At 47.4% G+C, this 12,032-nt stretch carries 10 protein-coding genes; all 10 read right to left on the bottom strand.

The genetic code is table 11. From position 1 onward, the window contains the following. Positions 1-60 precede the first annotated feature (60 nt). The 10 genes from C161_RS24030 to C161_RS23985 all read right to left on the bottom strand — a co-directional run bounded on the left by C161_RS24030 (position 61) and on the right by C161_RS23985 (position 12,000). Positions 61-501 carry a DUF456 domain-containing protein gene (locus C161_RS24030; RefSeq protein WP_047841365.1) on the bottom strand — a complete coding sequence of 147 codons (441 nt, stop codon included), beginning with the start codon at positions 499-501 and terminating at the stop codon, positions 61-63. A gap of 54 nt (positions 502-555) precedes the next feature. Then, positions 556-1,305 (bottom strand): Cof-type HAD-IIB family hydrolase, encoded by a 750-nt coding sequence (locus tag C161_RS24025; protein ID WP_036673313.1) that lies wholly within the window; start codon positions 1,303-1,305, stop codon positions 556-558. Between the two features lie 690 nt (positions 1,306-1,995). Further along, entirely contained in the window at positions 1,996-2,868 is an 873-nt protein-coding gene (locus C161_RS24020) for a metal ABC transporter permease (protein WP_036673312.1), read from the bottom strand. Continuing rightward, on the bottom strand, positions 2,868-3,827 hold the full coding sequence (locus tag C161_RS24015) for a metal ABC transporter permease (RefSeq protein ID WP_036673311.1): 960 nt from the start codon (positions 3,825-3,827) through the stop codon (positions 2,868-2,870). Before C161_RS24015 ends, C161_RS24020 begins: the two co-directional genes overlap by 1 nt. 3 nt (positions 3,828-3,830) lie before the next feature. Beyond that, positions 3,831-4,652: a metal ABC transporter ATP-binding protein gene (locus C161_RS24010; protein WP_235193917.1), complete on the bottom strand. Its 822-nt coding sequence runs from the start codon at positions 4,650-4,652 to the stop codon at positions 3,831-3,833. A gap of 31 nt (positions 4,653-4,683) precedes the next feature. Then, the gene (locus C161_RS24005; protein WP_036673309.1) at positions 4,684-5,628 is read right to left on the bottom strand and encodes a metal ABC transporter solute-binding protein, Zn/Mn family; all 945 of its coding nucleotides are present in this window, start codon (positions 5,626-5,628) and stop codon (positions 4,684-4,686) included. A 237-nt stretch (positions 5,629-5,865) separates the two neighbouring features. Further along, a complete protein-coding gene (locus tag C161_RS24000) occupies positions 5,866-7,815 on the bottom strand; it encodes a peptidoglycan D,D-transpeptidase FtsI family protein (RefSeq protein ID WP_200868481.1) in 1,950 nt (649 codons plus the stop codon). A 396-nt stretch (positions 7,816-8,211) separates the two neighbouring features. Then, on the bottom strand, positions 8,212-10,248 hold the full coding sequence (locus C161_RS23995; protein WP_036673307.1) for a peptidoglycan D,D-transpeptidase FtsI family protein: 2,037 nt from the start codon (positions 10,246-10,248) through the stop codon (positions 8,212-8,214). A 105-nt stretch (positions 10,249-10,353) separates the two neighbouring features. Then, positions 10,354-11,499: a transglutaminase domain-containing protein gene (locus C161_RS23990; RefSeq protein ID WP_036673305.1), complete on the bottom strand. Its 1,146-nt coding sequence runs from the start codon at positions 11,497-11,499 to the stop codon at positions 10,354-10,356. A gap of 18 nt (positions 11,500-11,517) precedes the next feature. After that, positions 11,518-12,000 (bottom strand): ATPase, encoded by a 483-nt coding sequence (locus tag C161_RS23985; RefSeq protein WP_200869433.1) that lies wholly within the window; start codon positions 11,998-12,000, stop codon positions 11,518-11,520. Positions 12,001-12,032 lie beyond the last annotated feature (32 nt).

The raw sequence follows: 12,032 nt of genomic DNA, 5'->3' as shown, positions 1-12,032 counted from the left end.
CGAATTCCCCTTCTTTCCTCCACACCGGACGTGCATCCCGTTGAAGCTAATCCTGAACGTTTAGGCGAATCTTACCACCCAGATAATAAAGAGAACAATCATGACGATTTGCAAAATAATTTTCATCACAGTACTCGTAAATAGCCCCACGACGGAACCAAATCCAACTTTCGACGCTTTGGAAGGTGAAGACCCTCCGATCAGTTCCCCGATAAAAGCACCGATAAATGGTCCCAGCACCAGTCCGAATGCCGGAATGACAAATGGACCAATGATAACACCAATGGTACTCAGCGTGGTTGATAACTTGGAGCCACCGAACTTCTTCACACCCCATGCGCTGACGACATAATCAGCCACAAACAACACAACAACAATCAGAATCTGAATGATCCAGAACCACACACCAAACGGATCAAAGCTGAAGAACCAGCCGTAGACCAGAAACGCGAAGAAAATCGCTACAGCACCAGGCAGTATGGGATATACCGTTCCAGCCATCCCCACTGCAAACAGCAGCACAATTAAAATCCAGGCAATGGTTGCGAGCAAAGGTTACTCCCCCTTCAAAATATGTTCACGGATCACTTCGACGATGCCGTCTTCATTGTTACTCGCTACGATCAGATCAGCCGCTTCCTTCACCTGCTCTTGCGCATTACCCATCGCTACACCAAGACCTACCGCCTCAATGACAGCCAGATCATTCAAACTGTCTCCGACAGCAACAACTTCGGACATCTCAATGCCGAGCAGCTTGCAGACTTCAGCTACACCACTGGCTTTGGATACGCCGGCAGGGTTGATCTCAATATTAACGGGTGAGGAGTTGGTCATTTGCAGACCGCCCATTTGTTGCAGTTCCATCATGATCTGGTGACGCACTTCATCCACTTCGGTATTGAAGCCGAATTTCAACCATTCCAGACTTTCAATATTGTCGGTCCAGCGGTCACGATTAAACAGTTCTTCCACGGAGTATGCCCAGTACCAGCTGTTATATTTCTCACCAATCTCCTGCATTTTGCGAATCAATGCCGGGTCCATCAGATGACGCATATGCAGGTCATGCGGGGCTTTCCAGACCTCACTACCATTAACGGTAACCATCGGTGTCTCCAGCCCAAGCTGGACCGCATAAGGCATGGCGTGGAATACCGCTCTTCCTGTGGAAAGGCACACATGTACCCCCCGACGAATGGCAATTTGAATCCACTTGGCCGTCTCCTGTGTAATTTCATGATTATCGTTAAGTAATGTTCCATCCATATCCAATGCAAGCAATTTGTATTTCAGTTCACTCATACAGTAGTTCCTCCTAGGTTGTCTCTCTCCAAGTTGAACTCATGGATATCCATTCAGGCACTACGCGGGCAGAAAACCTTTCGAGTCGTAGTATCTTTGTTTTAGAATTACCTTTTTCTTTAGTGTGTTGAGATTATACGAGGTAACCGTTACGTGTACGGATCGTCTTCCGATCGCTGTTGTCTCCAAATTTTCTAGATTCTCTCTTCTTAAAGGTTAGAAATTCGGAGACAAAGGCGAACGCTATCGCTTCTTCAGATCGATTCCGCCCCCTTCACTACATCACCTTTGTATTTAGAACTCATAACACATACCATCAAGAAGGAAATTCATAAACAAATTTCCCTTCTCTAGATCCTTTCTGCCCTTTCCGTTCCACAATGGTTCTCCAGTTCAACTTAAAGGTTCTCTTTATCTAATTTTAAAAATTCTTTCACAACAAGATCGCCCGGCATCCGTAACAACGGACGCTCCGGACGTCACAGCTAACGACATTTTACCACAGATCATCTGTATGCAACAAAATAACCCGTAATCAGCAGGATGACGCTACATTATCAATTTATATTGCATATGTTATATCCGGTTGCCCTTGTCAAAGTAATACGACCAGACACGCAAAAAACCGCCTGCGATGCAGACGGCTTCTTATAATTTTATTTATTCACCTGTTATTCACTTAAACTTCCATTACCTTGCCGCGAATTTGCGACGAGCGTAACGGAATATGATGCCATGTTTCGGTGACAGCAGCAGTGCAAGAACAAACAGAATTCCAGCAACAGCTACCATACAGCCCGCGATGGATGCATCCAGTGCGTATGCCATGATGTAACCTCCAACCGAGGATGCTGCTCCGATCAGGACGGCGTACAAAATCATTTTGCCCAGACGATCTGTGAGCAGGTAAGCCGTTGCCGCAGGTACAATCAGCATGCCCACCACGAGAATCGAACCAACACTCTCAAATGAAGCTACGGACGTCATCGAAACGAGTCCCATGAGCAGATAGTGGAACAACACTACTGGAATGCCGCAGGCCGCAGCCAGCGCCGGATCGAAGGCACATAGCTTGAACTGTTTGTAGAACAGCCCAATGACGACGAGGATGACTAGTAAAGTGATACCTAGCATCCAGACCGCCCTCGGCCCGACATCCGTACCCCCAAGGGTTAGCGTATCCCACTGTACATAAGCGATCTCACCGAACAAAACACAGTCCAGATCCAGATCAATATGCTGGGCGTTCAGACTAATCAGAATGACCCCTACTGCGAAGAGTGCTGTGAACACAATTCCGATCGAGGCATCAGACGACAGTCCACCCGCCTGCAAACTCTGTATGAAGAACACCGTCAGTAGTCCAAACACCGTTGCACCAAGTAGCATCCATAACGAATCTCTGGAACCACTCCACAGGAAAGCAATCGCAATACCAGGGAGGACCGCATGGCTGATCGCATCACCGACCAGAGCCATTCGCCGCAGAATCAGAAAACAACCGAGGATGGCGCAGGCGGAAGAAACCAATACGGCCGTTAAGATAATCCAAAACGTTGCCATTACATCTCCCCCCGTTCCTGCTGATTTCGTTGTGCGGCGAGAGTCTGGAGTGTAGACCGCTCTTCACGCATATACGCCGACTTTGCCTGAATACTACGCAAACGTCGAGCTAATAATCCACGACGCGGAGCCAGTAAGGCTGACCCGGCAAACAACACCGTAGCCGCAAGAACGGTTACAGGTCCTGTCGGCAGATTAGGTACAAGCGTACTGAAGATAGTCCCTGTTGCACCACTCAATGCACCAAATATGCCAGCCAATACCACCATCAGTGCGAGTGAGTCGGTCCAGCAACGTGCCGCTGCTGCTGGGGTTACCAGCAAGGCCGCAACAAGCACGACACCAACGGCTTGTATTCCGGCCACCACCGCGATTACCGTTAAGAGCAGGATGAGCTGCTCCAACATGGCAACTGGCAGTCCCATACCTCTTGCAAAGCCTGGGTCAAAACTCACCAGTTTAAACTCCTTGAACCAGGCAAGACAGGCAATCAGTAATACGAGACATACGCCACCCATGACATACACATCCGTCATGACCATGGATGCCGCCTGCCCAAACAAATATTTATCGAGTCCACTTTGACTTCCGCTCGCCCCATGCTGGATGCGCGTCAGCATCACTACACCAACCCCGAAAAAGACGGTCAGCACAATTCCCATCGCCGCATCCTGCTTGATTCGGGAGTAGCGCGTAATCCACGAGATTCCGAAGGTAGCAACAATGCCAGCCACCAGAGCACCGAACAGGAATAATCCGACCGACTTCGTTTCCGTCAACATAAATGCAATACAGATCCCGGGCAGAGCAGCATGAGCAAGGGTATCCCCCATCAGGCTCTGTTTACGAAGAAAGGTGAAGGAGCCAATAATCCCGCTACTGAATCCTAACAACAGACAGCCAAGCAATATCCAACGTGTATTGGGGTCAGATAAGATGGCAACGATCCAGTTCCACATGCACTACACCTGGCCTTTCTCCGTCCGGCTTCCGATCATCGCAATCCGGCCTCCGTACGTCTCTTGCAGTGTATCCGGTACAAATACTTCACTTGTCGGTCCACCTGCCACCAGTCGTCCATTGAGTAGCAGCACATGGTCGAAGTATTCCTCGACTGTCGCCAGATCATGGTGAACAACCAGTACGGTCTTGCCTTGTTTCTTCAACTGTTCCAAAAGCGAAATGATCGCTTTCTCTGTGGTGGCATCCACACCTGCAAACGGCTCATCCATGAAATACAAATCTGCGTCTTGCACGAGTGCCCGCGCCAGAAAGACACGTTGCTGCTGTCCTCCGGACAGCTGACTGATCTGGCGGTACATGTAATCGCCCATGCCGACTTGCTCCAGGCAGTGTGCCGCCAGGTCTCGCTCCTTTTTCCCCGGACGACGGAACCAGCCTAGATGACCATACCGTCCCATCATCACCACATCAAGCGCATGCGTAGGGAAATCCCAGTCCACCGATTCCCGTTGGGGCACATAACCGATGCGGCGACGTTGTTCCCTGTACGATTGTCCGAAGATCCGTACCTCTCCATGCATCTTCGGTACGAGTCCCAGAACGGCTTTGATCAGGGTCGATTTCCCTGCACCATTTGGTCCGAGTATTCCGATGAGTTGTCCTTCAGGGATGTCGAAGGATACGCTGCTAAGCACCGGCTTTTTGTGATACGCAACAGCCAGATCCCTCACACTAAGAGGAGCCGATGTTGGCTGCGTTCCCTGCAAGTGACTATTGTTCAGTTTCGTAGGAGTTTGTTTCAATAAAGTTGTATCTTCCATAATCCTGTAACTCCTCTCTTCATGTGATTCATTATTTCAGGGCTTCTACAATCGTCTCAACATTGTGGCGAATCATACCGATGTATGTGCCTTCTTCCGTCCCCTCAGCCCCCATGGCATCCGAGAACAGTTCTCCACCAATGTTGACCGTATGTCCTTTTTGAGCTGCTCCGGCAATGATGGCTTCCATCGCTTTTGCAGGCACACTCGATTCAACAAATACTGCTTTGATATGGTTATCTACGAGATAATCCCGCAGTTCGCTAACATCTTTTGCTCCGTATTCGGCTGCTGTACTGATGCCCTGAAGCCCCATCACTTTCATGCCATATGCCTGCCCGAAATATCCAAATGCATCATGCGCCGTAACCAATACCCGGCTTGCTTCCGGAATCTCCAGAATCTTCTCACGCACCTCGGCATCCAGTACTTCGAGCTTCGCCAGATACGCCTCTGCCTGAGCCTTGTATTCTTCAGCATGGTCCGGGTCCGCCTCCACGAGCGTATCGCGTACGGCTTCTGCCGCATGCATCCAGTGGCTGACGTTAAACCAGACGTGTGGATCATATTCGGTGCCGCCTGTATCTTTGCCTGAGTGTAACTCCTCGACTGGAATAGTCTCTGTAACAGCAGTAACCAGCTTGCTTGAGGACATTTTCTCCAAAATGTCTGTCATTTTGCCTTCAAGATGCAGTCCATTATAAAAAATGACTTTTGCTTGTTCCAGCTTGCGAATATCACCTTGGGATGCCTTGTACAAGTGGGGATCAACTCCTGGGCCCATTAGCCCGGTAACATCAACATATGCCCCGCCTACCTCACGTGCTACGTCAGCGATCATTCCCGTTGTAGCGGTTACTTGCAGCTTGCCACCACTGCTTGTCTCTGCATCACTGGAACATGCCGTAAGTACAACAACCAGAACCAGAGCCGCTAGCGTGATGAACCCCCTCTGAATACTCCTCATTTTCACCATTAACAATTCAACCGTCCCCTTTCCCTCTCCTAAAATACTTGTCTACATCTAATTTTGTTGTACAAGGTATTAAGTTTTAATCAAGACTAATAATGTTTCCCTTGTGCAAATTTTATCCGAAGCCAAAAAAAAAGGCAAGGGATTATTTCCCCTGCCTGTCCAAATTCATATGTTGTTCACTTCATTAACCTGTTAGATGTGATGTAAAAGCGCTACATCTGCCTCGTTTCTTTTACATTACTCTTTGTCTTTCCCTTCGTCTTTCTTACCTTTCGGCGTTCCATCGAGACCATACACTTCATCATATGCATCGAAAATTTTTCGTGCTATTGGTGAAGCACTGACTGACCCGAATCCACCTTCTGGTACAACAACAGCTACAGCAAGCTTCGGATTATCTCGTGGTGCAAAGGCAATAAACACACCGTTCTCTTTTTTGTTCGGTCCGGTCCCCTGCTCTGATGTTCCTGTTTTCCGTGCATAATCGTATGGGAAACCGTCAAATGAACTTACTTTGGTAACCATTCCTTTGTGCACTTCATTCCAGTGCGCCTCGGCAAAATCAACTTCATTAAGCACCTTAGGTTTGATCTCTTTCACCACATTGCCGTCCGCGTCACGGATTTCCTTCACCAGATGTGGTTCCATCCGTTTGCCCTTATTGGCAAGCATCGTCGTGTATTGTGCGAGTTGCATTGTAGTGTACTTGGCTTGCTGTCCAAAGGAGGCAAATGCCAAACGTGTTAGAGCTGATTCGTCATCATTATTATATTCTAGCCTACCCAAAAATTCATTAGGCAGATCTACACCAGTGGACACACCCAATCCGAATTCCTGCATGTGTTTGTGCCAGACATCGATGCCTTTCTCTGAGCCATAATTACGTAACAAACGTTTACCCACCATATCAATCATGAAGGCATTGGAGGATTTCTCAATCGCTCTTCTCGCCGTAATAGAACCATTATATGCAGAATGCGAGTTCTTCACTTGTCGTCCGTCTTTTCCCAAAACCGCATATCCCTGATCATGATAGGTCTCTCCTGCTGTAAATAATCCCTCTTTCAATCCAATCAGCACACTTAGCGGCTTGATTACTGATCCAAGAAGTACAACGGATTCCGCCCGACTAGGCTTGGCATCATTCGGTGGGAACGACTCGGTGGTTCCATTCCGGAACACATATTTGATTTTGTCATAATCCCAATCGTTCGGATCATAGTCCGGCATACTTGCCATAGCCACCACATTACCTGTATCCACTTCCATGGCTACTGCGTATCCGGTAATTGCCTTCGGAAGTCTGCGCAATTCGTCCGTTATCGCCTCTTGTGCGGCCATCTGAATTTCCTTGTTAATGGTGGAGACCAGACTGTAGCCTTTCTCAGGTGGAGTTTGTAACATCGTTCCATCTGGCAGATTACGTGCGTCAATATCAATGGATTGGTAACCGCTTCGTCCACGGAGTTCTTCCTGGTATTGAAGCTCCAGCCCATCGAAGCCAACCTTTTCTTCTTCATGGTACACAAGACCAGGATCACGCTGGGTACTTGCCCCCTCACGGATGGCCTTATATTTGGCAATGGAATCTGGTGCTCGCTTGAACTCTCTTGTGTAACCCACAACCTGAACGGCTACACCATCCGGGTCATATTTTCTTATGTTTTCTTCCAGTACCATAACGCCCGGATAATCCGCTTTTTTCTCCATGAAAAAGGCAATTTCTTTGGTCGATAGATCCGACTTCACAAGTCTCGGCACATACCCAAACGTTTTCTGGTAATCCAGATCCAATCGTTTGATGATCTCTTCCCCGTCCGGCTGCTCTTTATCCCCTGGATTAAACTGTTTAAACACAGCCGCCAGATCATGAGCCAGTTCCTCTGCTTCCTGTCTACGTTCATCATTCCGATAATCCTCATATAACAGCACATACAGGGACTGTACAGGTTCGGAATAAGCCAGCGCGACTTCCCCTGTCGCATCATAGATGGGACCACGAACAGGTGCGAGTGGAATGTCTTTGGTATTACGACTCGTTTCCATATACGTCAGTTCAGGACCCTCCACAAATTGCACAAAGGCTAATCTGAAAATAAGGATACTGAATATGACAAATGCCGCGAAAAAAAACAGATTCAGCCTTGCGGTGGAAGGCTTGTTGACGGGTGTATCTTCCTCAGTCATGGGTTTCTTCCTCAATCGGTTAAACATGTTTTAAGCCTCTCCCGTTCCTCTATAAAAATAAAATATTTAATCCGTCTTGTGAACGCGTTCAATCCGATTTTTAATCCTTTCTCAACCAAGTCTACCAAAGGTTAGCTGTCACGTCTTTCAATATTTGGTTACATTTTCGTAAACAGAACTTTTACACTACCCCATCTACCGATTTCAATGTAAACACTGACATATCAACGTTGTCCCGCTCTCCAGATCGCGTTTACCCTTCCCTTATATAAACGTGGTACAGCTCATATGGTTACATATTAATGCAATTAAATAGTTCACTCTTTCGATTCATTCTTCACGTAAAAACAAAAAAGAGGACCCATGAAGGGTCCCCTCTGTAACCAATGCCTCACATCACTGTGTGCCTGATTCCGATTCTGAATCTTTATTTTTGTCTTTCTTCGGTACACCGTCGAGACCGAATTCCTCGTCATAGGCATCGAAGATCGCACGTGCAACCGGAGCCGCACTACTGGAACCAAAGCCCCCTTCGGGGATAACCACAGCGACAGCAAGCTTTGGATTATTACGTGGTGCATAGGCGATAAATACACCGTTATCCACCAGTTTACCGCCTACTACCTGTGTCGATGTTCCTGTTTTTCTAGCAAAGTCATAAGGGAATCCGCTAAATGCAGATACCTCGGTTGCCATGCCTCGTTGTACTTCATTCCAGTAGGCATCGTTAAACTCCACCGTGCTGAGTACCTTCGGTTTTACTTTCTCGACCACGTTGCCTTCCGAATCCCGGAACTCTCTAACCAATTGTGGCTCCATCCGCTTTCCTTTGTTCGCCAGCATTGTCGTGTACTGTGCTAACTGCATGGTTGTGTATTTTCCCTGCTGTCCAAAGGAACCATACACGAGACGAGTCAGCGAGCTTTCCGTTTCGTTCATGTAATCCCGTATGCCCAGGAATTCATTCGGCAGATCAACCCCTGTAGATACCCCAAGGCCGAACTGCTTCATGTATTCATCCCATTTGTCAATTCCGGTCGCACCGTATTTTGAATACATCTTCTTCCCAATCTCATCAATCATGAATACGTTCGAGGAATGACGAATCGCATCACGAGGATACATTGCACCATACACATGCCCTGATGAGTTCTGCACTCTGCGATTGTCCCCACCAAAGGTCGTTGAACCTCTATCCGAATAAACCGTATTGGTAGTGAAGAAACCTTCTTTCAAACCGATCAAGACACTAAGCGGTTTGATGGTGGAACCGAGTAGCACGATCGATTCAGCTCGCTTTTTAGAGTCATCCGGAGGGAATGAACGAATCGTACCATTTTGATACACATATTTGATATCATCATACTGATCATTTGTGATACTGCCTGTTCTCCAGATGTTGGTATCATAATCTGGCATACTGGCAGCAGATACGATTTTCCCCGTATCCACTTCCATCGCAACTGCAAATCCGGTCTTGGCATTCGGATGTAATCGACCGGAAACCTGATTCCGATGAAGCCAACTCAACTGATCCAGAATGGCCTGTTCTGTTTTCACCTGAACGTTCTTGTTAATGCTGGAAATCAGGTCGTACCCTTTCTGCGGCGGGGTAGAACCTGCTACACCTTCAGGCAAATTACGCAAATCGACATCAACGGATGTATATCCGCTTTTGCCGCGGAGAGCATCCTGATATTGCAGTTCCAGTCCATCAAAGCCTACAAATTCATTTTCCGTATACACCAGGCCCGGATCCGTTTGCGTTTTATTGGCCTCGTCCACCTCTTTGTATTTGTTCAAGGACTTCGAACTTCTGAACTTCTTCAGATAACCGATGGTCTGAACCGCTACCGTATCCGGATCGTAGAATCGTACACTCTCCTCGACGATCTGAATACCTTTGAACTCGTCCTTGTGCTGTAGGAAATAAGCAACTTCTTCCTCGGACAGATCACTCTTGATCAGACGTGGCATAAAACCGTTCGCTTTGCGGGAGTTCAAGTCCATCTCTTCAATAATTTTCTCCACCGTAAGTGGCTCTGAGTCCTTCAGCTTGTACTGTTCAAACACATCATGCAACCGGGTTGCAATATCCTGCACTTCCCCTATGTTAGGACTCGGTTTCCCATCAACATCCCCATAGTTTTTATACAGTGTCAGGTAGAGAGACTGAATGGGCTTGGAGTAAGCCAACTTCACCTCACCTGTAGAATCATAGATCGTGCCTCTCACAGGAGGAAGTGGTACATCCTTGGTAATGTTACTTGCTTCTTCCTGGCTAAGTTCAGGCCCTTCCACGAATTGCAAAAAGGCCAAGCGTACAATAATAACGCTAAAAATAACAAAGGAAGCGAAGAAAAATACGTTCATTCGGTAACTGAAGCGCCGTTTGTCCGTAAGTTCATCCTTCTCATTGGAATGTTTTTTCATCCATCCTACCTCTTTCATGACTTGATGCATACCGCTCAAACTGATTCTCCGCGGCATGATAACCTGGCAACGTCGTCATATTCCGGACCCATGTCCGTTGTATTGCTAAGCTGATTGATCCTTTAGATGGGTGTCGGCAAAATTCGGAGGATTAAACCAGTCTCCACTGATCGCCCATGTCGGGTCAAGCGGAACCCAGCTCTCGGAATCACTTAAATACACCTCATTCCACGCATGTGGACCGTACCCTCCCTGGCCGTTATAACCAAGTCCTGTAACAACTTTGACTTCAAGTCCTTGTGAACGGGCCATCACGGCATAAAGACGGGCATAATCAATACATACGCCTTTGCGTGTATCAAATGTATTCTGTGGATTTTGTTCATGCCATATGCCCTTTTGCTCATAGTCATCCACTTTACCATAGTCATACTGAATACGTGAACCTACCCAGTCGTAAAGCGCTCTTGCTTTGGCTTCATCTATCGATTGGCCTTTGACAATCTCACTCGCTGCAGATTCAATATCCGTCGGAATATTATGGTCGATGACTTCATATTTGCGTTGCAGGATGCCGCCCAGTTCCTTCTGCACAGCCTGCGTAAATACGGGTAGCTTGTCCTTGATAAACGTGCCGGACAACGGTTCGATAACCGATTTAGCCCCTTGCATATAGATCGGAGATGCTTCCACATATCGGCTGAACATGCTCCCAGGGTAAAGACTGACAATCATGAACAAAACTGCGATGACAATCATTCCGCGGACGGAGCCTATGATCGTGCCAATAAATGCACCCGTCAACCGACTAAACATACCTTTAGGCGCACTTTCCTCGGCTGACCTCTGCCTACTGCTAAAAATAAATGAAGAGAGAAACCCGAGAATCAGTCGGATGAGTCCATAGCTAAGTACAAATAATACAGCGAACCGCATCAGCGGAAAATCTGCAATTGCCGTAACCAACGTATAATACATCTGTTCCCATCGGTTCAACTCACGGTTAGGCATGGCTGAAGCATACTCAGACAGCCACTGCTGTACATATGGCGCAAGCCACAACGTTAAACCGATCGACAACAGAATACCAATGACCGCCATAATGCCATCCATCAGGAACCCAAAGAGTCTGCCTGCTGAACGCGAAGCCCCTCTGGACCAACCCTGCAATAATGAAGCAGCCACAATCAGCAACAGCATAATCGTGATGCCATTCAATTCCTTCAGGCTGTCCAGCCAATTCTGCAGCACGTACCGATTCCCCCTTTACTACGATGCTGGTGCTGTTTTGTTCTCCTGTGCCTGTTCGACAAACGTACGTATAGTTTCATTGTCGAGTTTCCATTCGCCAAGTGAAATTCCGCGGAAGGTCACATCAACTTTATCCGATTGAGTTCTGCCCTTAATCTCCACATTGGGACTTGTGATGGTGAACACTCCATCCTGTCCTTTGACGTATTTCGCTTTGGAAGCCTCCTTAAGCATCATGCTGGTTGCTTCCTTCTTCAATGTGTCCATCGTGCTGGATTGTACGTCTGTCACTGTCTGTTTGATCTGATCAATGGAGATGCCGCTGTATATCAGTAGAGCCGCAATAATGATGATGGCAATCGCCCATTTCAATACGGTTTTGACCACATTCAGAACAAAGAACAATATGATCAGTGCAACCACGATCACCAGCCAGTTCTGCATCACAAACTCTTTGATTACTTCTATGTTCATGACTACACCTTCCGTATTAGAATTCATTCGTAACACTCCCGAATATTATACATGATTTC

The sequence above is a fragment of the Paenibacillus sp. FSL R5-192 genome (genome assembly GCF_000517845.1).
GTDB lineage: Bacteria > Bacillota > Bacilli > Paenibacillales > Paenibacillaceae > Paenibacillus > Paenibacillus amylolyticus.
Note: the sequence above shows the minus strand (reverse complement) of the source record. Positions and strands in the feature narration are given on the sequence as shown.

Bases quoted from the DNA above. Each gene is read 5' to 3' on its own strand.
- C161_RS24030 (WP_047841365.1), bottom strand. From the start codon at position 501: ATGGCTGGAACGGTATATCCCATACTGCCTGGTGCTGTAGCGATTTTC.
- C161_RS24025 (WP_036673313.1), bottom strand. From the start codon at position 1,305: ATGAGTGAACTGAAATACAAATTGCTTGCATTGGATATGGATGGAACA.
- C161_RS24020 (WP_036673312.1), bottom strand. From the start codon at position 2,868: ATGGCAACGTTTTGGATTATCTTAACGGCCGTATTGGTTTCTTCCGCC.
- C161_RS24015 (WP_036673311.1), bottom strand. From the start codon at position 3,827: ATGTGGAACTGGATCGTTGCCATCTTATCTGACCCCAATACACGTTGG.
- C161_RS24010 (WP_235193917.1), bottom strand. From the start codon at position 4,652: ATGGAAGATACAACTTTATTGAAACAAACTCCTACGAAACTGAACAAT.
- C161_RS24005 (WP_036673309.1), bottom strand. From the start codon at position 5,628: ATGGTGAAAATGAGGAGTATTCAGAGGGGGTTCATCACGCTAGCGGCT.
- C161_RS24000 (WP_200868481.1), bottom strand. From the start codon at position 7,815: ATGACTGAGGAAGATACACCCGTCAACAAGCCTTCCACCGCAAGGCTG.
- C161_RS23995 (WP_036673307.1), bottom strand. From the start codon at position 10,248: ATGAAAAAACATTCCAATGAGAAGGATGAACTTACGGACAAACGGCGC.
- C161_RS23985 (WP_200869433.1), bottom strand. From the start codon at position 12,000: ATGAATTCTAATACGGAAGGTGTAGTCATGAACATAGAAGTAATCAAA.